Origin of the sequence: Rhodocytophaga aerolata, from assembly GCF_030503435.1 — a bacterium.
In the GTDB taxonomy this organism is placed as follows: domain Bacteria; phylum Bacteroidota; class Bacteroidia; order Cytophagales; family 172606-1; genus Rhodocytophaga; species Rhodocytophaga aerolata.
This window is the reverse complement of sequence record NZ_JAUKPO010000009.1, coordinates 140409-163397: the sequence shown is the minus strand read 5'-3', so window position 1 is coordinate 163397 and position 22989 is coordinate 140409. Positions and strand designations below refer to the sequence as shown.

Annotated in this window: 20 protein-coding genes; 16 read left to right on the top strand and 4 right to left on the bottom strand. The window is 41.7% G+C overall.

The features are described from left to right. Positions 1 to 349: 349 nt before the first annotated feature. Positions 350 to 1009 carry a hypothetical protein gene (locus Q0590_RS17150; RefSeq protein ID WP_302038807.1) on the top strand — a complete coding sequence of 220 codons (660 nt, stop codon included), beginning with the start codon at positions 350 to 352 and terminating at the stop codon, positions 1007 to 1009. A gap of 375 nt (positions 1010 to 1384) precedes the next feature. Here Q0590_RS17150 and Q0590_RS17145 read toward each other — a convergent pair whose 3' ends face one another. Next, positions 1385 to 4612, bottom strand: coding sequence for a PQQ-dependent sugar dehydrogenase (locus Q0590_RS17145; RefSeq protein WP_302038806.1), 3228 nt, complete (start codon positions 4610 to 4612; stop codon positions 1385 to 1387). 413 nt (positions 4613 to 5025) lie between these two features. Here Q0590_RS17145 and Q0590_RS17140 point away from each other — a divergent pair, with 413 nt between their 5' ends. The 5 genes from Q0590_RS17140 to Q0590_RS17120 all read left to right on the top strand — a co-directional run bounded on the left by Q0590_RS17140 (position 5026) and on the right by Q0590_RS17120 (position 10034). Then, entirely contained in the window at positions 5026 to 7437 is a 2412-nt protein-coding gene (locus tag Q0590_RS17140; protein WP_302038805.1) for a TonB-dependent receptor, read from the top strand. 296 nt (positions 7438 to 7733) lie between these two features. Then, a complete protein-coding gene (locus tag Q0590_RS17135; protein ID WP_302038804.1) occupies positions 7734 to 8303 on the top strand; it encodes an RNA polymerase sigma factor in 570 nt (189 codons plus the stop codon). Between the two features lies 1 nt (position 8304). Beyond that, positions 8305 to 8526, top strand: a complete 222-nt coding sequence (locus Q0590_RS17130) for a hypothetical protein (protein WP_302038803.1) — start codon at positions 8305 to 8307, stop codon at positions 8524 to 8526. A 118-nt stretch (positions 8527 to 8644) separates the two neighbouring features. Next, positions 8645 to 9322: a ClpP family protease gene (locus tag Q0590_RS17125; protein ID WP_302038802.1), complete on the top strand. Its 678-nt coding sequence runs from the start codon at positions 8645 to 8647 to the stop codon at positions 9320 to 9322. A 313-nt stretch (positions 9323 to 9635) separates the two neighbouring features. Beyond that, a complete protein-coding gene (locus Q0590_RS17120) occupies positions 9636 to 10034 on the top strand; it encodes a YybH family protein (protein ID WP_302038801.1) in 399 nt (132 codons plus the stop codon). 74 nt (positions 10035 to 10108) lie between these two features. Here the strand turns inward: Q0590_RS17120 and Q0590_RS17115 are convergent, their stop codons facing one another. Next, positions 10109 to 10351, bottom strand: a complete 243-nt coding sequence (locus tag Q0590_RS17115) for a TraR/DksA C4-type zinc finger protein (protein WP_302038800.1) — start codon at positions 10349 to 10351, stop codon at positions 10109 to 10111. Positions 10352 to 10536: 185 nt separating this feature from the next. Here Q0590_RS17115 and Q0590_RS17110 point away from each other — a divergent pair, with 185 nt between their 5' ends. The 6 genes from Q0590_RS17110 (at position 10537) to Q0590_RS17085 (ending at position 17611) form a co-directional block, all read left to right on the top strand. Beyond that, on the top strand, positions 10537 to 11571 hold the full coding sequence (locus Q0590_RS17110; RefSeq protein ID WP_302038799.1) for a spore photoproduct lyase family protein: 1035 nt from the start codon (positions 10537 to 10539) through the stop codon (positions 11569 to 11571). A 170-nt stretch (positions 11572 to 11741) separates the two neighbouring features. Next, complete coding sequence (locus Q0590_RS17105; protein ID WP_302038798.1) at positions 11742 to 12632, top strand: cation diffusion facilitator family transporter; 891 nt, start codon at positions 11742 to 11744, stop codon at positions 12630 to 12632. Positions 12633 to 12850: 218 nt separating this feature from the next. Continuing rightward, the gene (locus tag Q0590_RS17100) at positions 12851 to 13462 is read left to right on the top strand and encodes a DapH/DapD/GlmU-related protein (RefSeq protein WP_302038797.1); all 612 of its coding nucleotides are present in this window, start codon (positions 12851 to 12853) and stop codon (positions 13460 to 13462) included. Positions 13463 to 13598: 136 nt separating this feature from the next. After that, on the top strand, positions 13599 to 14174 hold the full coding sequence (locus tag Q0590_RS17095; RefSeq protein WP_302038796.1) for a DUF1572 family protein: 576 nt from the start codon (positions 13599 to 13601) through the stop codon (positions 14172 to 14174). Positions 14175 to 14283: 109 nt separating this feature from the next. Continuing rightward, positions 14284 to 15060: a GNAT family N-acetyltransferase gene (locus Q0590_RS17090; protein WP_302038795.1), complete on the top strand. Its 777-nt coding sequence runs from the start codon at positions 14284 to 14286 to the stop codon at positions 15058 to 15060. A 259-nt stretch (positions 15061 to 15319) separates the two neighbouring features. Continuing rightward, on the top strand, positions 15320 to 17611 hold the full coding sequence (locus Q0590_RS17085; protein WP_302038794.1) for a sodium-translocating pyrophosphatase: 2292 nt from the start codon (positions 15320 to 15322) through the stop codon (positions 17609 to 17611). Between the two features lie 74 nt (positions 17612 to 17685). Here the strand turns inward: Q0590_RS17085 and Q0590_RS17080 are convergent, their stop codons facing one another. Continuing rightward, positions 17686 to 18642 carry an SH3 domain-containing protein gene (locus Q0590_RS17080; RefSeq protein WP_302038793.1) on the bottom strand — a complete coding sequence of 319 codons (957 nt, stop codon included), beginning with the start codon at positions 18640 to 18642 and terminating at the stop codon, positions 17686 to 17688. A 393-nt stretch (positions 18643 to 19035) separates the two neighbouring features. Between Q0590_RS17080 and Q0590_RS17075 the strand changes: the two genes are divergently transcribed. The 4 genes from Q0590_RS17075 (at position 19036) to Q0590_RS17060 (ending at position 22079) form a co-directional block, all read left to right on the top strand. Further along, the gene (locus Q0590_RS17075; RefSeq protein ID WP_302038792.1) at positions 19036 to 19923 is read left to right on the top strand and encodes a mechanosensitive ion channel family protein; all 888 of its coding nucleotides are present in this window, start codon (positions 19036 to 19038) and stop codon (positions 19921 to 19923) included. A gap of 32 nt (positions 19924 to 19955) precedes the next feature. Beyond that, a complete protein-coding gene (locus Q0590_RS17070; protein WP_302038791.1) occupies positions 19956 to 20639 on the top strand; it encodes a class I SAM-dependent methyltransferase in 684 nt (227 codons plus the stop codon). 160 nt (positions 20640 to 20799) lie between these two features. Continuing rightward, positions 20800 to 21444 carry a 3-keto-disaccharide hydrolase gene (locus Q0590_RS17065; RefSeq protein ID WP_302038790.1) on the top strand — a complete coding sequence of 215 codons (645 nt, stop codon included), beginning with the start codon at positions 20800 to 20802 and terminating at the stop codon, positions 21442 to 21444. Positions 21445 to 21470: 26 nt separating this feature from the next. Next, the gene (locus Q0590_RS17060; protein ID WP_302038789.1) at positions 21471 to 22079 is read left to right on the top strand and encodes a hypothetical protein; all 609 of its coding nucleotides are present in this window, start codon (positions 21471 to 21473) and stop codon (positions 22077 to 22079) included. Between the two features lie 4 nt (positions 22080 to 22083). Here the strand turns inward: Q0590_RS17060 and Q0590_RS17055 are convergent, their stop codons facing one another. Continuing rightward, entirely contained in the window at positions 22084 to 22953 is an 870-nt protein-coding gene (locus Q0590_RS17055) for an RES domain-containing protein (RefSeq protein ID WP_302038788.1), read from the bottom strand. Positions 22954 to 22989: the final 36 nt, after the last annotated feature.

Genomic DNA, 22989 nt, shown 5'->3' with positions numbered 1-22989 from the left:
AACCACTAATTATTTACAAACCAAACAGTTACTTAGCATTTCTTGATTTTAATAATTAACTTGCTTATTGCAAGCATTTTATCATTGGGGTTAGCTAAGTCATTTAGGTATTTATCTGTTGGTTATGAGGTTTTTGCGTGCAAAAGTTACATGGATTAACATTTTTTCTAATGAAAAAATAATAAATGGGAAACTTTTAAGTTATTGTATTAAGTTTTTCAGTTGGTATTAGTTAATCGTTTACTGATACAAATTGTTTTGTTTAACAGAGTAATAAAATAATCAATATATTAATCTATAAACCTTCTTGCAGAGAAACCAGCTCTCAAGAGATAAACAAGTGTATGTTATGAAATTTACCAAATTACCAGTTATTGCTCTTCTCGCATTGCTCAGCTTTGGTTCTGTGGGGTATGCTCAAACTGAAAGTTCTTCGGATAATTCAGGGGCCCGGGCGGCTAATTCCTTGAATAAACAGTTTCTGGAGATGAAAGAGAAGGCCAATAACTACCAGGATTATAAAGTAATCAAACATAACCAGCTGAATGACTTCTGGAAAGGGGTTATGGATTCTGTTACTTCTTACAAGAAGGAAATTGTAGTGGCTCAGAAACAAATTGATATACAAAAGGCTGAGCTGAATAAAATTAAGCAAGAATTAAAATCTACACAGCAGGAAGTACATAAGAATGATTATGCCAGTGCCCGCATTTCTGTATTGGGCATACAGATGCTGAAAGAAAATTATATTTATCTGAATTTTGGAATCATCCTGGTATTACTGGTTACGCTGGCTGTTGCCTTCTTTAGCTATAACAAAAGCAAGCGTATTGCCCATGAAAAAGTAACAGAATTTGATTCTGTACAGCAAGAGCTGAATAGCTACAAACAACGGCTGCGTGAAAGAGAAACGATTATGGGCCGCGAATTGCAAACGGAGCGTAACAAGGTAGATGAACTGATGCAGAAGCTTGCTAAATCTAAAACTACCAACACCGCATTAAAATAAATAATCTGAATATCTCTATATATTGAAATAAGGCTGTCTACAAAGGCAGCCTTATTTTTTTCTCATTTCCCCTTACCTCATATAATCGGAAAACAGGATACGGAAGCTGGGTTGTGTGATGCTATCAACTGCTGCATTTCAGGCAACACCCGAGTAAGGCCAATGGGAAAAGCTAAAGTTATCTTACCTAGCAGCTTGACATTATCTGTATTCTTCTGATTGATTCGTGTTAACTGGTATTCGCTGAGCTACGCTGCTTTTGTCAGGCTTCTGTCTGTAGCCACAATTTTTTTATTGCACAACCTGAATATTCTATGAAAACAAAAAGAGCAACTCCCGCTGCTCTTTTTGTTTGATTTCTAATCCTGAGTAACCTTATTTCGCACTTGCCTGCATTCTTCCTCCATTATTGAAATAAATCCAGTCTACTGTCATCAGTTTCTTGTCTTTTATTTGTTCATGCGTGAAAACAAAGTACAAATCGTGGTTGCCATTGGTAGCTTTTACTGGAGCTTTCACCTCAGTCCAGTTCGTAAATCCACCTGTTGGTTTAACCTGAACAGTGCTTACTACCTCTCCGGTGGGTGAATCCAGATGGATTTTTATGGTTCCTCCGGTTTCAGAAGCCAGCCGGTAAGTTACGTTTTGAACGTCTGTCAAATCTAATTGCTTAAAGGCAAAGTGAGAACCATTACGTACATTCATAAAAGCCAGAGCTCCGGCATTTGGCCTATCCATCCAGGAACTTGCATTGGTATCAAAGTCTTCTGCTTCTACTTTCGGATTACGTAATGCTACTACTTCACGGGCAGTTATAGGGCCAATGCCGTTTGCGCCTTTATCTGTGTAGGTTAAGGTAAAGAAATACTTACCCTCATCGCCTGTCCCAATGTGTTGTTTGGTAATTAAAGTTCCTTTGGCTGGCATAGCGGCTTTCTGATCTGCCAGAGATAAAATGTACCGTACCATTTCCGTGGTTTGCTCTACTGTTAATTGTGGATGAGCCGACATAAGTCTGTCTCCCCAGTTGCCGTTGCCTCCTTTGATGATCTTCATTGGTAAAAAACCCAGGGCATGTTTATCTTCTTTATACCGCTGGGCTACCTGTGTATAAGAAGGCCCAACTGAGGGTTTATCTAACATGTGGCACGATTTACAATCACTTCCATCTAGTAGCTGTTTACCTGCCAGATACTTAGCTGAGCCAGTTTCATATTGGCCCTCCATCACCAATGCCAGATCCCGGCCTTGCGGCAAGTAATCAAAATTTACCTGTACGCCTGCCGGATCAATGCCATTTTCCAGGGTACCATCTTCCTTATCCTTAACGTGTACCTGGTAGGCTAGGGCTGCATTATCCCAAAAGAAAGTCCGGTTGCCCGTTACATCTAAAGCTATTTCAGGTTTGCTGTTCCCTACTTTTATTTCAATAGTAGTACTGGCACTTTCTCCCTGCTTGTCGGTTACCATCAGTTCTGTTTTGTATACGCCGGGTTTAGTAAAAGTAAAGCTTGGGGAAGCCTCTGTAGAAGTTGCTCCATCGGCTCCGGTAAAACTCCATTGATAAGTAAGGCTATCCTGGTCATAATCTAACGAGTTGGTACCAGAGAACTGAACAGTAAGCGGAGCGGCACCAACCGTTTTATCGGCAATAATGGCTGGTACTGGAGCCCGGTTACCTTCGGCATAGACAATTTTACTTAATCTGGCTTCCGGATTCTTAGCAAAATAGGCTGATCCATATTCAATCATATACATTGCCCCATCTTTTGCAAAATGAATATCTATGGGTTTTACTATTTCCATGGTTGGCAGGAAGGGTTCAATTTTCTCTACCTGCCCATCTTTATTAAAGGAAACTACTTTTATCCAGCTGCGTGCCCATTCATAAATAAACAGTTTGCCATTGTAATAGTCAGGGAAGCGGCTCTGTGCGGCAGTAAAATTATCGGAGTAAAACACCGGACCTGCCATAATACTGCGGCTTCCGGTACCCAGCATCGGAAACTCCTTAGACTCTCCATACGGATACCAGATAATAGGCATATTGGTAGGCGGCAATTTTTGCAGACCGGTATTGTTGGGCGAAGCATTTACAGGACTTTGCGGATTCTGGTATGTATCCAGAATAGTATTGGTAGCAAAATCAAAATCCGGATAAGCCTTGTTGTTCCCTACAAAATAAGGCCATCCAAAATACCCGGCTTGCCTTGCCTGATTCACTTCATCATAACTTTGGGGTCCACGGGTACTGTCCAGGCCGGAATCTGGTCCTACATCGCCCCAGTACAGGTAGTTGGTTTTGCTATCAATAGAGATCCGGAAAGGATTACGGCAACCCATAGTATAAATCTCCGGACGGGTATTGGGAGTTCCTTTGGCGAAAAGATTGCCGGCAGGTATTGTATAGCTACCATTATCTTCAGGCTTAATCCGGAGGACTTTCCCGCGCAGATCATTCGTATTAGCAGAGGATTTCTGAGCATCGAACGGTGCCCGGCCCGGACGTTCATCCAACGGTGTGTAGCCGCTGGATTCTTTAGAACTGGTATTATCTCCTACGGATATATACAACAATCCATCCGGCCCAAATTCCAGATCGCCACCGGAGTGGCAGCAAGTCTCCCGCTGCACTGCAACTTCCAGCAATACTTTCTCTGAATCCATAGCCAGGCTGTCACCAACCAGGGTAAACCTGGAAACGTGTTGCTTAGGAGTATTGCCAGCCGGGGAGTAATAAAAATAAACCCAATGATTTTGATCGAAGTCAGGATCTAGCGCCATTCCCAGGAGTCCGTCTTCCAGCAACGAAAATACATTCATCCGGGCAATTACTTTTATGGTTTTAGTAGCCGGATTGTAGCGTTTTACGGCCCCTTTTCTTTCAATAATATATACTGAGCCGTCGCCTGCTACATCCAGTTTCATAGGTTCATCCAGATCTCCGCCCAAGTCAGCTTTGATAAAACGGTTATCGTCAGGGATAAGGGCAGCTTTGGCTTTTTTGTAGTCTGCTTCTTTATTTTCACCAATTACATATTGAACGCTTTCTGCTACCAGCTTTATATATTCTTCCTCTCCGTAAGGATTAACTTCTTCTGCGCCATTTAAAATGGCCACTCTTCCCCCATCATAGGCCAGGGTTTTGGCAGGCTTTTCCTGTGTATTTTGTACAGGTTTTACTGTTTTCTCTTCAGAAGTTGTGGCCTGCAAGCTGTCCATACCAACCGCTTTATAATACCAGGGCCATGAATACCGGGATTGTAACGGTGCATTAATAGCAGCCACTCCTCCCCCTGCCTGCACATAGCGTTCAATGGCATTCTGCTGACGGTAATCCAGGGCTTCTGCCTTTGTATGCAGTAAAACGATTGCACTATACTTTTTCAAACTGTCTTCACTCAAATAAAGCCCATTCTGGCTGGTATCTGCTTGTATTCCCTGTTCGTTGGCAAATTTAGCAATAGCTGCAATGCCATTGTAGATATTGGTGGTAGTGGCTTCGGTGGGTTTATAAAAAACCAGAATGCGTTTTTCTTCCCGAGTTTTTGAGCAGGCCAACGCAATAAAGCCTAACAAAAAAATCGTATACAGTTTTTTCATTAGAAAATGGTAGGGTGATGATCTTAATTATTTATCCCAAAACACTGTTTGGTTGCTGCAAATGTGCTTATCCGTTCACAGCATCTACAATATTACGTAAAAATCAGTTACAGTCCCGAGTAAAGTAGGCTGCAGTTTTAGATAGCCTGATCTGTATCTGGTGTAGTTGCTCTCTCAACCATCAAGTGCAGGGTAGGCACTTAAATAAACATAGCTGCCACTACTGAAACCGATGTTTAGCGGCTGACTTTACCAATTGTAGTGTGCTTGGGTAATAGGACTATAGCATGGCGGTGTTGTACAAAAATTACAGGCAAATGTCTATTTTTTTGCTGAAGGTGTAGATTATATTACCGGTCTTCAAAATCTCTTCAAAATATTTTTGCAACTTGTAGCAGTAAAATTCCATTTTCATGAAGCACTTTTTTACTTTATTGTTTTTTACTCTTTTTAGCAGTTTACTTTTTGCCCAGAGCCCTTCTTCGCAGTACCATGTAAAAGGCACCCTGATAGACGATCAGAAAAATGTAGTACCCTACGCAAATGTGGCGTTGTATTCAAGTAAAGATTCTTCACTGGTTTCTGGTGCAGTATCAGACGATGCCGGCAAATTTGATGTAACTGTCGTTCCCGGGACTTATTATGCCAAAATCACTTATTTATCCTTCGAAGACAAAACCATAGCCAAAATACAGGTTTCTAATGCCGATATAAGCCTGGGTACCATCACCTTAACGAGTATAGACAAAATGCTGGAGGAAATAGTGGTACAGGGAGAAAAAAGCAAAATGGAATTGACCTTAGACAAAAAGGTGTTTAACGTAGGAAAAGACCTGGCGAATGCCGGGGGAACCGCCATAGATATTTTGAGTAATGTACCTTCTGTTGCAGTAGATGTGGAAGGAAACGTAAGTCTGCGGGGAAGCGGCAACGTGCGGATTCTGATAGACGGAAAACCCTCCGGCCTGGTAAACCTACGGGGCGGAAGCGGGTTACAGCAGTTACAGGGCAGCCAGATTGAACGGGTAGAAGTTATTACCAATCCATCAGCCCGCTACGAAGCGGAAGGTATGTCGGGCATCATTAATATTGTGTTGAAAAAGGAACGCACAGAAGGGTTTAATGGCTCTTTTGATATTATTACCGGCTATCCGAGTAACTTTGGCGCTGCGGCCAATGTAAACTACCGCCGCAAAAACCTGAATTTCTTCGTTAATTATACAGCCTCTTACCGGGTTGCCCCCAACCGAACTTCTATTTATCAAGAGTTATATGATAATGACACCACGTTTATTTACCAACAAACATTTGCCGGACGTTTACTGGGTATGAGCAATAATGCCAGGGCAGGCATTGATTACTTTTTTAATGATAAAAATATTCTTACCGGTGCCTATACCTGGCGCATCAGCAAAGGCAAACGCCTGTCGGACATTCAATACCGGGATTATTACTACACCACCGCTAGCCCCTACCGCATTATTGACCGCACACAAGATGAGACAGAAACCGAACCCAATTCGGAATATGCCCTGACCTATAAAAGATCGTTTATCCACAAAGGCCATGAGTTAACGGCTGATCTCCGCTTTTTAGATAACTGGGAAAAGTCAGACCAGTATTTTACCGAGAAAGAATTTCTGCCAGATGGCAGCCCCTCCGGCGAACCAACTATTCTGCAGCGGTCGCTTAATGATGAAACAGACCAGCAATGGTTATTGCAGATAGATTATGTACATCCGTTCGGAAAAGAAGGCAAATTTGAGACAGGTATGCGTAGCAGTTTCCGCGATATGATGAATGATTTTTCAGTAACTGAGCAGAAAGAAAGTGGTATTTGGGAACCACTGGATAGCTTAAATAACATTTTTTTATATAAAGAAAACATTCATGCCGTGTATGGAATTATCGGGAACAAGGTCCGTAAATTTTCGTACCAGGTAGGGCTCCGGGCAGAGTGGACAGATGTAACCACTACTCTTAAAAAGAAAAATGAAGTAAATCCACGCGATTATGCGAATTTATTTCCCAGTGCCCACCTTACCTATGATCTGCCAAACCAACATGCCTTGCAGGTAAGTTATAGCCGCCGAGTGCGTAGGCCACTTTACAATGATCTGAGCCCTTTTATGACCATCAGCGACCAGCGGAATTTCTTTAGCGGAAATCCAGACCTGAACCCGGAGTTTACGGATTCATATGAATTAGGGCATATTAAATATGTGGAGAAAGGGTCTTTTACCACTTCTTTGTATTACCGCTATACCACAGGCAAAATTCTCCGTATCCGCCGGGTAGATCCCGCTACTGGCTTTTCTACCTTGTTACCAGAAAACCTGGCTACCGAAGATTCCTATGGCGCAGAGTTTACAGGTTCTTATGCCCCATTTACTTGGTGGAAAGTAGATGGGAGTGTAAACTTCTTTAGAGCCATTACGGATGGAAGCAACCTGGATGATGCACTACAGAGTGATACCTATAGCTGGTTTGCCAGAGCCACTTCGCGGGCAACATTATGGAAAAACACTGATTTTCAGCTGCGTGGCAATTATGAAGCGCCTCAGTTAATGCCACAAGGCAAACGCAAAGCCATTGCCACGCTGGATATGGCCATTAGCAGAGATATTCTGAAAAACAATGGTACCCTTACCCTAAATGTAATTGATGTGTTTAACTCCCGCCGTTTCCGTACGATTACAGAAGGGAAAGGTTTTTATACAGAAACTAACTCCCAGGGCAGGCTTCGTCAAATTAATTTAACACTCAACTACCGCTTACACCAGGCAAAAAAGAAGACGAAAGTAGTAGGTGAAGGAGACTATTAATAGATTACAAGTATGGTTATAGCTTTTACAATGAATGATTACCCAAGTAGAAACCTGTTAGGTTTTGCAAACCTAACAGGTTTAAGCGTAAATCTGAAGTAGGTATTTGCTAAAAGAACTATAATTAAAAGGAAGCCAGAGAATGGCTTCCTTTTTTATACTAGGTAGGTGGCTACATTCCGGTAGTCTGTTATTCTTTCTCTTTCTGCAAAAAAATTCGTACTATTTGATAAATATTTCTGGCCATAAGGGTGATAATGGTCTTTCCCCTGCATAAACCAGTAAACACAACGTCTATGTATCCAACTGTTAGTATAAATAAAGCAGAGCAGTTACGGGAAGCTCTGCTTACCAGCCGTGAAAAAACCCTGGAACAGATCTATGCCAAAACCTATCCGATGGTTGTACATTATATAAAACAACATGGAGGCAATGCCGAAGATGCCAAAGATGTGTTACAAGAAGCCCTCATTCTTGTGTATGAAAAAGTAATGGTAGACCAACTTACACTTACCTCCTCTATCACTACCTATTTAATGGCTATCTGTAAAAATTTATGGCGGACAGAATACAGAAAACGCAGCAAATTTGATTCGCTTGATGATTATGAAGTCGATCAACCGACTGACGAAACGTTGGCAGACACGCCCCAACAAACGAAGCAGCTGATGCAGTATATGGAAGCCTTAGGCCAGAAGTGTAAAGACATCCTGGTAGACTTTTATTACCACAACCTTCGGATGGAACAAATTTCCGTCAAACACCAGTACCGCACGATACATTCGGCTACGGTGCAGAAGTTCAAGTGCCTGGAAAGGCTTCGTAAAGCTGTTTCTTCTTTTTCCTACAATCAGTTTCTGAACTAATATGCGACCTCAACTGGAACACCTACAGCTACTGGAAAATTACCTGCATCAGCATTTGCCGGAAGAACAAAGGCAGGATGTAGAAATCCGCCTGCTGTGGGATAAAGAATGGCAGCAAAATGTAAGCAGCCAGCAGGTGGCGTATGAGGCCATTCGTTGTGAAGGCCGAAAGCAGTTAAGAAAAGAACTTGAAGCTATTCATACCCGGCTGTTTTGTAAATAAATGAACGTACCCTGGCAATTATCCTCCTCCCTACCGGTGAGGCTGACAGCCTATTTGCCAAGTTTTCCAACCCTCTAGAAAAGTAAATCTAACTCAATCAATTTTCTCATTTTCCAATATGTATCACAAAGAACTCAGCAAACAGGAGTTTTATAAATTCGCTGTGCACGGTCAACACCTCAACGGGCTAATGGTAGACCAGTATCTGCATTCCATGCAAAACATGACCCGTTCAGTTATTGAAGAAAGACCTATTAATTTCCGGGAGGTAGATGTATTTTCCCGCTTAATGGCTGATAGAATCGTTTTTCTTGGAACTGCTATTGACGACAACATAGCCAATGTTATTGTAGCCCAGTTACTCTTCCTGGAGTCAGCAGATCCTAAAAAAGACATCTTGTTATATATTAATAGCCCTGGTGGCAATGTCTACTCTGGCATGGGCATTTACGATACCATGCAATATATCCGGCCAGATGTGGCTACCATTTGCACCAGCCTGGCAGCTTCCATGGGAGCTGTGCTGCTTTGTGGAGGTGCTTCAGGCAAACGGTCGGCGCTGCCCCATGCCCGCATCATGATTCACCAGCCACATGGGGGAGCTCAGGGGCAATCGGTAGATATAGAGATTGCTACCCGGCAATATGTACAACTGCGGAATGAGTTATATGAAATAATTTCCCGGCATAGCGGGCGGCCATTTAAACAAATAGAAAAAGATGCCGACCGGGATTACTGGCTGAAAGCAGGCGAAGCCCAGGAATATGGACTAATAGATGAAGTGCTGTACAGATAACTTTCTTATTCATTTAATTTATAGTAGCAAAAGTCAGCAAAGGTTAGGAAAGCACCTCCCTCCTTCGCTGACTTTTGCTAGTATAATTTTTTATATACTTAACTTGCTTTAATCTGTATAAATACATATTTTCATCATCATTCAGGACGCATCCAGCAGTGGCTTACTTCATTAAGATTTTTCAACGCTTGTCAAAGTAATTTTTATTCCAGGGCTATACCCGCACTTTATATTTTCACATTTACCGTACCTCTATTTACTGCTTATTACTGCTTAGTACAAATTTCATTTTCAATACTAACACTTCAAGCATATGGCAACCTTAACAGAAAGTACGCCTGATATCCGGACAGAGATTAGGAAGATGAACGACAGGTTCGAAACATTATTTGCCCTGGGAGACGCCTCGGGCGTAGCTTCTTTATATACCGTGCATGGCACCTTATTACCACCAGGTAGCGAGGCTATTCGGGGATTTGAAGGAATCAGGAATTTCTGGCAAGCCGTTATGAATATGGGAATTAAGCAGGTTAAGCTTGTTTCTGTAGAAGTGGAACAGCTAACCGATACAACCATAGAACAAGGCCAGTATGTGCTAAGTGGCGAAAACGAACAAACCCTGGATCAGGGAAAATACATGGTGATCTGGAAACGCCATCAGGATCAGTGGAAACTGGACCAGGATATGTGGAATACCAGTTTGAAACCTTAAGAATATTTTTGCAAACAGATACAATGAAAAAAGCTGCCTTGTTAAGGCAGCTTTTTTTAGGACAAAAAACAAAATTAATTACGCTTCTCTTTAGTAATATACGCTGAAGCACCTGTGCCCTTTCTTGCCTGCATCTTGCTTAGCCGCTGCGCTTCTTGCTGCGAAACTATTTGTAAGGCTGAATATTCTGTCTTCCCGGTGATGAGAGCAAAGCCGGCAACCCGCTCCACGCTTGAACAGGCTACACAGGTTTTGGTTGCAGGTAAAGCCTTTAACCTCGCCTCCACTATAGGTTTTTTACATCTGATACAATTCATAATTCATATATATCTTATTAAAGTAACAACAGCAATCTTCTACAAAAAGTGCAACAACAGAGCAATAAACAATTATAGTTTTAATAAAAAAATAAAGTACAAAAATAGTATATAACTATCTCATTATCAGCATATTAAATTGTTTACATAATGAACAATGCTAGTTTGTTTTGTGTTGTTTGTATATGCATACTTATCAACCGAATACTATTCTTTATACACCAAATTCGCTTAACGACCGGGGTGTAAAAACGTTACTTGCTTATCCGCATGCTATACGTGAAGAGATTGTACAGCACAACCGCCTTCCTCGCCTGGAAGATGAACACCATTATAAAGTAAAGTCAGATGTACTCGTATTGGGCCGTTTGAAGACACTGGTTTGTAAGGAGAGTGGCCGCAGTTCAGACTTCATTGCCCCGAGTCTCGCCAATGGCTGTGTGGGAGCCTGTGCCTACTGCTATGTAGACCGGAATAAACGGATAAATCCAATAACACTTTTTACCAATACAGAAGAAATACTGGAAGCTGTTGATAAACACGTAAACAAACAGCCCTGGACAAAAATACCCAATCAGACACATCCAATCTACTATACCTACGACATTGGATGTAACTCTGATATTTCAATAGATGCATCTATTTCCGACAATGTAAAGGTAGCCATCGAGTTCTTCAGGAACCATCCTAAAGCATTTGCCACCTTTGCTACCAAATTTGTGAACCCGGAATTGCTCACCTATGATCCACAGCGGAAAACACGTATCCGCTTCAGTCTGATGCCGCCCAACGTAAGCAAGTTAGTAGATGTACGCACCGATTCTATAGAGAAGCGGATACTAGCCATTAATGACTTTTATGAAGCAGGGTATGATGTGCAGGTCAACTTTGCGCCCATTATTGTATACGAGGGCTGGGAAGACGACTATCGCCTGTTATTTGAGCAATTGAATGAGGCTGTGCATCCCAAAGTAAAAGCACAGATGGCTTGTGAGGTAATTTTCTTAACTCATAACTACTGGCAGCACCAGACCAATCTGTCGATTAACCCCAAAGCAGAAAACATGATATGGACTCCGGAAAACCAGGAAACCAAACGCAGCCAGTTTGGTGGAATTAATGTGCGGTACAAGCATCAGTTAAAAGCCCAGCTTGTCTCAAATTTCCGGCAATTACAAGAAGAGGTAATTCCCTGGTGCCATATCCGGTATATTTTCTAATAGCAGCTATGTGAACACCGTCCTTCTCTTTCAGTAGAGAAGGATTTTTTATGCTATTTGCCATCTATTACTTCTAAGTATACGTACTTTTGCCAATGAAACCAGTTCTCCGGTAATCGGTGTTAGCTGATAAAACAAGGTAAGTATAGGTAATTTCCAGTGATGTCACTATGCTATTAAATGAGTCAGAAAAAATTCACCCCTCCCGAAAAGGACTTAAAAGTACCATCATTGGTATTTTGCTGAATGCGTTACTGGCAATTATTAAGGGAGTGGCTGGAGTGCTGGGAAATTCATATGCCCTGGTAGCCGATGCTATAGAGTCCAGTTTCGATATTTTTACCTCATTTATTACTTGGGTTGGCTTGAAAACAGCTTCAAAAGCACCAGACGAGGACCATCCGTATGGACATGGAAAAGCAGAGCCGCTGGCGGCTATGGTTGTTTCCTTATCTCTGATTGCGGCTGCTATCTTAATTGCTATTCAAAGTATTGAAAATATTCGTACCCCTCACGATCCTCCTGCGGCTTTTACACTGGTAGTTTTGGCGCTTGTAGTAGCCGTAAAAGAAGGCTTGTTCCGCTTCGTACATAAAGTAGGAGATGAAGTAGCAAGCAATGCCGTAAAAGCCGATGCCTGGCATCACCGCAGCGATGCCATTACTTCCGCTACTGCCTTTATTGGTATTACGATAGCCCTTATTGGCGGAAAAGGATACGAAAGTGCTGATGATTATGCAGCGTTGATTGCTTCAGTTATTATTGTGTTTAACGCTTACCGCATTTTTATGCCTTCTTTCGCCGAAATTATGGATAAAGCTCCAGATGGTAGATTAGTTGAAGAGGTTAAAGAAATTGCCCTAACCGTGAAAGGGGTACAGGGCATTGATAAATGTTTTGTTCGGAAAATGGGGTTTGAATATTTTGTTGACATTCATGTAATTGTTGACGGAAGCCTCTCTGTACGTACAGGGCATGATATTGCTCATTCGGTAAAAAATGCCGTACTACAAGCCAAACCTACTGTATACGACGTACTTACACACATAGAGCCCGCATGACAGGGTGAATGATTGCTTTTGAAATGCATTGTATCATTCGTATATTTTCTTTAGAGAAGCATTCCCATAAATTGATACTATTCGATTAGAACCAAGTGAGGAAACAATAGACTATAAATAGTATATAAGTATTTACATCGGAGGCAATCAACAATGATGTAACAGTTGCTCCAGGCAAAAAGTGAGTTAATTCCTTTGAAACTAATGTACCCCTCACCATGAAAATAAACATTGATGATTTTATTGAAGGCTTTTCTCAAACTTTTCTATCGTTAACCAACACCCAGCCCTGGCATATTACTCAACATCTTCTACAGCTTCTACCTGAACTAATTACCAATTTAGATGCCCATTTTAACATTGATAAGGGGATTGCTATACATGCTTCAGCCATTATTGAAAACAATGTAACAATAAAAGCACCTGCTATTATTGGCGAAGGTTGTTTTATCGGGGCAAATGCCTATTTGAGAGGCGGTGTGTATATCGGTAAAGGATCTGTTATTGGCACAAGCTGCGAGGTAAAATCAAGTATTTTGATGGATAATTCTGCTGTAGCACATTTCAACTTTATTGGCGATAGCCTCATTGGCAGCCGTGTAAATTTTGAGGCCGGCTCTATTGTGGCTAACCATTACAATGAGAGAGCAGATAAACTGATCAGCGTGGTTTATGAGGGGCAGGTTTTGAACACAGGTGTAGCAAAATTTGGCGCGTTAATAGGCGACAATTCCAAAATAGGTGCCAATGCTGTATTATCCCCAGGCACCATTTTACCAAAGAATTCAATAGTTAAGCGGCTTGAGCTAATTGAACAATATAGATTATAATAAAATTAACGGCTATTTTCTTACGTAGGAAGCACATTCATTTATAAGAAATTTTCTTACCTTTTAGTAAATGTACGCTGCTACTTGTCTTCAGCAGGCAAAACGATGAAATCCTATGCAATAAACCCCTTTGTTTATGAACACGAATGAAAACTATCTGGCTAGTGTAAAAAAACAGTTTTTATACTATAAAATGCTTGGTGAAAAAGCCATAGACCAGCTGGAGCCAGGGCAACTCTTCCAGGCCACCAATGAAGATTCTAATAGCATAGCCACTATTGTGAAACACCTACATGGCAATATGCTATCCCGCTGGACTAACTTTTTGAATTCAGACGGTGAGAAAGTATGGAGAACCAGAGATGCCGAGTTTGAAAACGATCTTACCGGTAAATCACAGGTAATGGACAGATGGAATGCAGGTTGGGCATGCCTGTTTACTGCCCTGGATTCCCTGCAGCCCGAACAACTTTCTGCCATCATTTACATCCGTAACGAAGGCCATACCGTAATAGATGCCATTAACCGGCAATTAGCTCATTACCCCTACCACGTAGGACAAATTGTATATGCAGCTAAAATGCTAAAAAAAGGCGAATGGCAAAGTTTATCTATTCCCAAAAATAAATCTAACGAATACAATACTGGTAAATTTGCACAGGAAAAAGCGGTACGTCACTTTACTGACGAAGAATTAAAAAAGTTGCAGTAAGTACCTCTGGTTATACACAGATGTTATAAACAGTTCCTTAGCCTGCATTTGAACTTACCCCTGTTTATTTATAGTATTGTTGCCTGTTCTCCTACCATATACACTGCCCATGAAAAAAGCTTTTGAGCTCATTGACGACAATTTTTTTCAGCATTCTTGGAAACTTACCGACAAAATTGAAAATATGCAGGTGGTTTCTACAGAGAGTATGACAATAGCTGATTGTGGATTATCCTGCGATACATTTAATATCATCTATGTACGGAATGCAGAAAGGCTTACCCTGGCGGATCTTCAACAAGCTAAACAACATTTTGAAAGAAAAGACTTTGCCTATACACTGTGGGTTGAAGAACGTAAACTCGGTACCAGAGCCAGAGAGTTACTAACATCTGCCAATATGGAGGTAACAAACCGGGAACCGGGGATGTTTCTGGACCTTATCTCCTATTCACCTATTGATAAAAATTCTTTTGCACATATTAAAAAAGTAGCAACTCCTGAAGAGGTAATACTTTTTGCACAGATAGTAGCGCAAAACTGGCAGCCCCCAGACCAAAATCTTGTCAATTATTATATAAAGGCTACTCCAATTATTCTAAGCCATACCTCTCCCTCCCATTTCTTTTTATATTTTATTTCCGGAAAACCAGTAGCAGGTGTTGAATTGTTTATGTCCGGCCACACTACGGCTGGAATATTTGGCTTATCTACCCTGGCAGATTACCGCGGTCAAGGAATTGGTTCTACACTCTTTACCTATGTACTTAATGAAGCAAAAAACCGGGGATGTGCACAAGCTGTATTACAAGCATCGGAAGATGGCATAGGAATTTATAAAAAATTGGGGTTTTCTATAGAAACCTATTTCTATGAATGGCATTAGAAAGGATGTTCTGTGCATATAATAAGCCGTACTGAGCATATACTTTTCCTGTACCGATGAAAACTTTTAACAAATTGATACATAAAGTATTAGTACCATAGTTTATACAGATGCCTGAAAAAGTGTCCGCTAAATGTGAACACTGTTTTTTCCTATTATTTCTTGCTAAAGAAAAATCTATTCAGAAAGCTTAATAAAATTTTAAAATCATTGCTCAAATGATATATTTGCGAGTCAAATAAAAAAAGTTACATAATATATGGATAAAATCATCTACATTATTCCACTCTTTGGTGTAGTGGCCTTACTCTTTACAGCCTGGCGGTCATCGTGGGTAGCCAAACAAGATCCGGGTTCAGAAAAAATGCAAGCTATTGCTGCCCGTATTGCTGAAGGAGCTATGGCCTTCCTTAAAGCAGAATATAGAATTTTGGCTATTTTTGTACTATGTGTCGCCATATTGCTAGGTATAACCGCCAATAGCGAAACATCCTCTCCATTAGTTGCCTTATCCTTTATTATGGGTGCTTTGTGCTCTGGTTTGGCCGGATTTATCGGTATGCGGGTAGCTACTAAAGCCAACGTGCGTACTACAGCTGCTGCCCGTACTTCTTTAGGAAAAGCCCTGGAAGTAGCCTTTACCGGTGGCTCAGTAATGGGAATGGGTGTGGTAGGCCTGGGCATACTAGGGTTAAGCATACTGTTTATCATCTATAGTAATATGTTTGGCGTTGATACGACGGCCAATCTTAACCGCGTAATTACGATTATTACTGGTTTTTCTTTTGGTGCCTCTTCTATTGCTCTTTTTGCCCGGGTAGGTGGCGGTATTTATACCAAAGCAGCCGATGTGGGCGCCGACCTGGTTGGTAAAGTAGAAGCAGGTATCCCGGAAGATCACCCCTTGAACCCAGCCACTATTGCCGATAACGTAGGCGATAACGTAGGTGACGTAGCCGGTATGGGTGCCGACTTATTTGAGTCTTATGTGGGTTCTATTGTAGGCTCGATGGTACTAGGTGCTGCCTTTTATTTGATTCCAGGATTTACCGACAATTTTGGTGGTTTATCTGCTGTGTTGCTTCCGTTGGCTTTGGCAGCGGCCGGTATTATTGTGTCTATTATCGGTACTTTCTTTGTTAAGGTAAAAGAAGGGGGCGATCCACAAAAAGCGTTAAATATAGGAGAATTTGGCTCTTCTGCCATTATGATTGTGGTTTCCTGGTTTATTATCAAAGCCATGTTGCCCGAGTCCTGGCAGTATAACGATCCTTTATATAACCAGCCCGGAGAGTTTACACAATATACTTCTACTGGTATTTTCATTGCTACTATTATTGGTCTGGTTGCCGGGGTATTAGTAGGCCTCATTACAGAATACTATACGGGTATGGGTAAAAAACCTGTATTATCTATTGTACGCCAGTCTTCCACAGGTGCCGCTACCAACATTATTGCCGGCCTGGGTGTAGGTATGATGTCTACTGCCCTGCCTACCCTGATTATTGCCTTTTCTATTATTGGTGCTTTCTACTTTGGCGGGTTGTATGGGATAGCCATTGCTGCCGTTGGTATGCTATCTAACCTGGGTATTCAGCTGGCAGTAGATGCCTATGGCCCTATCTCAGATAATGCCGGTGGTATTGCTGAAATGTCTGAATTACCCAAAGAAGTCCGTGGCAGAACCGATAAACTGGATGCCGTAGGGAATACCACAGCCGCTATCGGGAAAGGGTTTGCTATTGCATCTGCTGCATTAACAGCCTTGGCTCTGTTCGGCGCCTATATGACGGCTGCCCGCATCAGTACCATTGATATTTCCAAAGCCAATGTAATGGCCGGGGTTTTCATTGGAGGTATGCTGCCTTTCGTATTTTCTGCCCTGGCTATGAATGCAGTTGGCCGTGCAGCTATGTCTATGATTGAAGAAGTAAGACGCCAGTTCCGCGATATTCCATTATTAAATAAAGCACTGGCGGTTATGCGCAAAAATGAAGGTGTTGAAATGGAGCATTGGTCCGCTGAAGATCAGCGTACGTTCCATGCGGCAGACGGCTCTGCAGAATATGGCAAATGCGTGGAAATTTCTACAAAAGCCGCTATCCGCGAAATGGTATTGCCTGGCTTGCTGGCTGTAATTGTACCTGTAGTGGTGGGTTTTATGCCTGGCTTTGGTGCTGAGGCATTAGGCGGCTTATTAGCCGGTGTTACGGTTACCGGTGTATTAATGGCCATTTTCCAATCGAACGCTGGGGGTGCCTGGGATAATGCTAAAAAGAGTTTTGAAGAAGGTGTAGAAATTAATGGACAGATGTACTATAAAAAATCTGAACCACACAAAGCGGCCGTAGTAGGCGACACAGTGGGTGACCCATTTAAAGATACTTCTGGCCCATCGCTTAACATTTTATTGAAACTGATGTCAGTAGTGGCGCTGGTTATAGCTCCCTTGTTGGTAACCAACGAGGTAAATGTAAATGCCCCAGAAACCGGACAACTTCAACCTAAAGTAAAAATTGAAAAAGTAGCCGAGATACGGGATTTAAGATAGAGTACCTCTGTACAAACAAAAAAGAAGCTCCCTCGATTGGGAGCTTCTTTCATTTATAGGGTGTTTATTGCAAATTAGAAGTTATACCGGATACCGGCGCCACCTTGCGGATAAATAACAAAAGGAGCATCAATTATTTCTACAAACAGGTTTACATCCAGGAAGAAAGATAAAGGAATGTCTTTCATCATATACTCCAGACCTAACACACCATCCAAACCTAAGTCAATGTCTGTAACCCGGTCTTCTCTGTATTCCCAATCTCTGTCATTATTGTAGTAATACATATAGCGGTATCTTACAGGCGTGAAACGGGTCTGGATACCACCCCCATAGTAAAAACTTAAGCCATCTGCTCCGCTAATTGGTTTGCTCCACAAATAACGAACCTGCAAAGCAGTAGTGAAGCCTGGGTAATACCCATAATATTTATACATATCCCGGTTATCGTATTTATCATGTTTGTAAAAATCATCCCCGTTGTAATGGTGCCCCCATCTGGAAGCTCTACCTAGGTTAACTTCCCAGGCTGTATTGTTGGAGTTGTATTTTTTTACACTCACACCCAGAGGTTCTCCTAAACGTAATCCAATCCCCCACTTATACGCATTACTACTACCAGAGCTTTTAGCTGCTGAACTTTTGTTGCTGTTTTTATTCTGGCTGCTTGAGTTGCTCGGACGTTGAGATGCATTAGAATTACTTTTTTGAGCTGAATCGTTTGAACGGCTATTATTAGCAGAAGTTGATGAAGGATTGCTCTGATTGTTGTCTTCTTCTACCAGGGAGCTGGATACATACCCGGTTTTTCCGTTGTATTCCACTTTATACCAGCCATCGTTGTTTTTTTCTACCACTTTAAGTTTAGCACCTGCGGGTATAGTTGTAATAACTTCTTTTCCAGTAGCCGGCCCTTGTCGTAGATTAGCCCCGCCAGATGACTTTACTTTATAGGCTGCCTGTGCAGAAACAAGCTGCGCCGACCCCATAAAGAACAGGAATACTGCAATAGCTTTTGTAAATGTTTTCATGTGTTGTTGATCAGACTAAATATATTTTCAAAAATATACTGGCCAACCGGAAAAGATTGGGTTATTTGGTGGGATATTCCACAGATGTAAGAATACTGGTAGCTCCTGATACCCGGCAGGTAAGTGAAATGAAATATATACCTAATTATCAAAATATTAATAAGCTACGTACTTAGCCTGCCAGGGCTTATTACCTTACTTAGGTGCGTAAAAAACGGGGATATTTTAAAAGATAACCACACATTTCACCTAGCAGAAACCATTTTTAAGGCAATAGTACAGGCTCCAGCAGATAGATGGGTGATCGTTTATTGAGCTTAAAATTTCATAAGGAATAGCATCCACTTATAAAATCACGTATATTTCCTCAAATTATACCTATTCCACCGCTGTATGATAGCAGAACTCAGAAGAATTTTAGAGTTTACTATTTTCAAAATAAAAGATTATGAAATCTCTGTTATTGACCTGCTGATTGCTTTCCTGATTATTGCCGGAAGCCGGTTAATAGTTTGGTTCATCCAGAAGTTTTTACAGAAGAATGTTTACTCTAAAGGCACCATAGACGAAGGCAGGCAATTTGCTTTTACGCAGTTGATCAAATACTTTGTGTATACCATAGCAGTGCTGATGATCTTTCAGGCTTTGGGCATAAGTGTATCGCTGCTACTGGCCGGGTCGGCAGCTTTATTGGTAGGTGTAGGGTTAGGTCTGCAACAAACCTTCAACGACCTGGTTTCGGGGCTAATTCTTTTGTTTGAGGGAAATGTACGGGTAGGCGATATTATTGAAATTGATACCTTGATTGGCCGGGTAATCGCCATTGGTGTGCGGACGTCGAAAGTAGAAACCCGCGATAATGTTACCATTATTGTACCTAACTCCAAATTTATTGTAGACAATGTGATTAACTGGAGTCATAATAAAAAAATGACCCGCTTTACCATTTCCGTCCGTACCTCCTACAGTTCCGACCCGGTTCAGGTGAAACAGTCGCTGCTTAAAAGTGTAAAACAGCACCGCGATGTAGTAGATAAGCCTGCGCCTATTGTGCGCCTGCAAGATTTTGGAGAAATTGGCTTGCATTTCGATTTACTCTTCTGGACGCATAACATCTGGCGGATAGAAAGCCTAAAAAGTGAAATCCGCTTCTCCATTCTGAAAGATTTCAAAGAAAACAATATTACCATTCCCTTTCCGCAACGCGATTTGCATATTAAGTCGAATGGTAACTTTCCCTGGGCTAAAGAACAGGAACAAGCGGAAAATTCAGATCAATAAGGAGTATCAACGGAATACAACCGAGTAGTTTTATGGCTGATTTACTGGGCAAGGCACTAAACGATTATTTTACAGGCAATCAAGAGGCATTTCTGCTGGTACACACCAGCTATGGAGAGATTGAAACCATGCCCGCAGCTGTATTCTTCAGAACGTATGAAAATATGCCAGACCTTGAAAAATATGCACTCTCGTTATGCAGGGGCAAAATCCTGGATGCTGGAGCTGGTGCCGGGAGCCATGCCCTGGAACTTCAAAAACAGAATCTGGAAGTGGTGGCCCTGGATATTTCGCCTAAAGCAGTAGAGATTATGAAGCAAAGAGGTGTGCTACATGCCGTAACAGATGATATTTTTACCTACCAGGGCGGCCGTTTTGATACCATTCTGCTCTTGATGAATGGAATAGGCATTGCCAGAGACATGATTGAAATAAACTATCTCCTGAAACATCTTAAATCTCTGCTACTTCCCGGCGGACAACTGCTGCTCGACTCCTGTGATGTAGCGTATTTGGCCGGGGCAAATATTTACCAGCATTATATTGGCGAAGTAACCTATCAGTTTGAATACAGGGGAGAAAAAAGTGAGCCTTTTGGCTGGTTATACCTGGCCCCCCCTATGCTGAAAAAAGTAGCAAAAGCATCGGGCTGGAAATGCCAGATTATTTACGAAGAAGGTGAGTCATACCTGGCCAGGTTAATTGAGGCTTCGTAATACGGTAAGCAAAATAAGCTAGCTTTTTTCTCTATTTTGTGAATTGTGTAGAAGAAATGTTTATCTTTCCATAGAGAAAATATCCAATAAAACACAAATAAGCTTATATTTTTAAACTACGTTATATTCCTGTTCACTACCCAACCTAATTTCCTTTTTTATGTACAAAAGTATCGTTTATTGCGCAGCCTTTATAGTATTTCTTGCTTTTACTAGTGCCAAACAAGGCAGTCCCCAAAAAGACTGGACTAGCTTGTTTGATGGTAAAACATTGAATGGATGGAAAGCCTCCGATAACCCGGCTACTTTCAAAGTAGAAAATGGCACCATTGTAGTAGAGGGTCCGCGGGCTCATTTGTTTTATGTAGGGCCTGTAAACAACCACAATTTCAAGAACTTCGAATTTAAAGCCCAGGTAAAGACTACCCCAGGTTCTAATTCTGGCATGTATTTCCATACCGAATACCAGGATACCGGTTGGCCATCCAAAGGCTACGAGGTACAGGTAAATAACACCCACACCGACTGGCGCAAAACCGGCAGTTTATATGCCGTTCAAGATGTAAAAGAAATCCCTGCTAAAGATAATGAGTGGTTTACCCAGCATATAACTGTACAAGGTAAAAAGGTAACTATTCGCGTAAACGACAAGGTACTGGTAGAATACACAGAACCTGATACGCTGACACGTTTACAGGATAAGCCAGGGCGTTGGATTTCCAGCGGTACATTTGCCTTGCAAGGTCACGACCCAAAAAGTAAAGTATACTACAAAGACATTATGGTGAAAGTGCTGCCAGATTAAAGGGCATCTTGGTGTTTTTTGCGAACATGCCTACTTACATTTTTCTCGTCATTTTCTGCATATATGCTCCTTGTCTGCATGCCCAGTCATGGACAGCAAAAAATGCTGTGTCCGTAGATGTTGGAGATATCTATCAGCTTAATTCCTCAGTGAGTTACTCAAGGATTCTCTTTCATAAAAATACAATTACCTTAACAGCCAGTGCCGGCATATCTGTGGAGCCAGTAGCTTACAGTACGCTCTGGCAACCGTTATTTCCAGTTGAAACCTCCCTATTTACGGGGAATGGTAAACATCATTTGGAAAGTGGTATATGGCTGATACCAGGCCTATATTACGACTACTACCTGTATAATGACTATTTGGTAAGTGCAGAGCCAACGAAAATAATTACAAAAAAAGCAATAGGGACAACAGCCGGTTTCCGGATTGGCTACAGGTTTCAGAAGCCAGGTGGCGGCTTCTTCTTCCGGCTGGGTTTTACGCCGGTGTTATATTCAAGTTTTACACCATTTTTTCTCACCTATCTAGATGCAGGGAAAGATGGATGTGTGCTGTGTATCTATAGTGAACCATCCGGAAAAAAGGCCGGCTTCGTTCCTGGTATCAGTATTAGCCTGGGCAGAAGTTTTTAATGTTTTATAAAGGAAAACCTTTTTGCTCTTCCTGTGTAGCTGGATGCCAGGAAATAGTTGTGCCTTCAATTTTTCCTGACTGGAATAAGTCTGGCTGCTTGTTAAAATTTTTGTCCGTTACTTTTACTTTCCAGATTCCAGTCATCTGCAGGTATTTGTCAGCAAAATCCGGATGAATGGCCAGATTGCAATACTGGTCGGCATCTACACAGCTAGGATACACCAGTATATTGGTGTCAGGTTTTTTGTCGGCATATAATAACTCGTGACCTATCAGGGAAGAAAGCGTGTATTCGTCTCCCAGAAAAGCTTTGCAATAGGCCTTATGTAACTGATGCCGCTTTTCCTTTAGAGCCTCTGGTGAATCTGCCAGAGATTGATGGAATTGTTCTTCCTGCTTGGCTCTTACCTTTTCCCAGGGATGCTGCTTTGGCAGCGGATGATCGAAGAATAAGAACAGGCGGGCTTTTTCAGCATTTTTCACTTGCCATTCACTCACAAATACCACGTCTCCCTTCTTGCATTCTGCTTCCTTTAAGGCAGTTGTTGGGTTATCCGCTACATAAAACACCGGACACCCTTTTTTATTAGCTCTGGCAAGTTCACATTTTTCAGGGGTAGGGTACGAAAAAGTTTTTACCTGGCTTATGGACGCCTCTCCTATTCCTTTTTCGGCCCGTACGCGATAAAGCTTAAATGGAAAAGCCTGGTGCGGGTATTCATATTGCCAATGCGACAGATAAGGCAGTGCCGCCAGTAGATGGGTAGCTGCTTCTTGTTGTTCCTTGTCTGAAATTTTTTCTTTCTCTAATTGGGCAATAGCTGCACAAGCAGCTTCCACAATAGCTGTAACCTTATCAACAGCAAACTTCATAAAAAATAGCAAATGGTACGCAGAGCCATTGTACGT

Excerpts from the sequence above, each read along its gene's own strand:
- Q0590_RS17150 (WP_302038807.1), top strand. The coding sequence starts at position 350 with ATGAAATTTACCAAATTACCAGTTATTGCTCTTCTCGCATTGCTCAGC.
- Q0590_RS17145 (WP_302038806.1), bottom strand. The coding sequence starts at position 4,612 with ATGAAAAAACTGTATACGATTTTTTTGTTAGGCTTTATTGCGTTGGCC.
- Q0590_RS17140 (WP_302038805.1), top strand. The coding sequence starts at position 5,026 with ATGAAGCACTTTTTTACTTTATTGTTTTTTACTCTTTTTAGCAGTTTA.
- Q0590_RS17135 (WP_302038804.1), top strand. The coding sequence starts at position 7,734 with ATGTATCCAACTGTTAGTATAAATAAAGCAGAGCAGTTACGGGAAGCT.
- Q0590_RS17130 (WP_302038803.1), top strand. The coding sequence starts at position 8,305 with ATGCGACCTCAACTGGAACACCTACAGCTACTGGAAAATTACCTGCAT.
- Q0590_RS17125 (WP_302038802.1), top strand. The coding sequence starts at position 8,645 with ATGTATCACAAAGAACTCAGCAAACAGGAGTTTTATAAATTCGCTGTG.
- Q0590_RS17120 (WP_302038801.1), top strand. The coding sequence starts at position 9,636 with ATGGCAACCTTAACAGAAAGTACGCCTGATATCCGGACAGAGATTAGG.
- Q0590_RS17115 (WP_302038800.1), bottom strand. The coding sequence starts at position 10,351 with ATGAATTGTATCAGATGTAAAAAACCTATAGTGGAGGCGAGGTTAAAG.
- Q0590_RS17110 (WP_302038799.1), top strand. The coding sequence starts at position 10,537 with ATGCATACTTATCAACCGAATACTATTCTTTATACACCAAATTCGCTT.
- Q0590_RS17105 (WP_302038798.1), top strand. The coding sequence starts at position 11,742 with ATGCTATTAAATGAGTCAGAAAAAATTCACCCCTCCCGAAAAGGACTT.
- Q0590_RS17100 (WP_302038797.1), top strand. The coding sequence starts at position 12,851 with ATGAAAATAAACATTGATGATTTTATTGAAGGCTTTTCTCAAACTTTT.
- Q0590_RS17095 (WP_302038796.1), top strand. The coding sequence starts at position 13,599 with ATGAACACGAATGAAAACTATCTGGCTAGTGTAAAAAAACAGTTTTTA.
- Q0590_RS17090 (WP_302038795.1), top strand. The coding sequence starts at position 14,284 with ATGAAAAAAGCTTTTGAGCTCATTGACGACAATTTTTTTCAGCATTCT.
- Q0590_RS17085 (WP_302038794.1), top strand. The coding sequence starts at position 15,320 with ATGGATAAAATCATCTACATTATTCCACTCTTTGGTGTAGTGGCCTTA.
- Q0590_RS17080 (WP_302038793.1), bottom strand. The coding sequence starts at position 18,642 with ATGAAAACATTTACAAAAGCTATTGCAGTATTCCTGTTCTTTATGGGG.
- Q0590_RS17075 (WP_302038792.1), top strand. The coding sequence starts at position 19,036 with ATGATAGCAGAACTCAGAAGAATTTTAGAGTTTACTATTTTCAAAATA.
- Q0590_RS17070 (WP_302038791.1), top strand. The coding sequence starts at position 19,956 with ATGGCTGATTTACTGGGCAAGGCACTAAACGATTATTTTACAGGCAAT.
- Q0590_RS17065 (WP_302038790.1), top strand. The coding sequence starts at position 20,800 with ATGTACAAAAGTATCGTTTATTGCGCAGCCTTTATAGTATTTCTTGCT.
- Q0590_RS17060 (WP_302038789.1), top strand. The coding sequence starts at position 21,471 with ATGCCTACTTACATTTTTCTCGTCATTTTCTGCATATATGCTCCTTGT.
- Q0590_RS17055 (WP_302038788.1), bottom strand. The coding sequence starts at position 22,953 with ATGAAGTTTGCTGTTGATAAGGTTACAGCTATTGTGGAAGCTGCTTGT.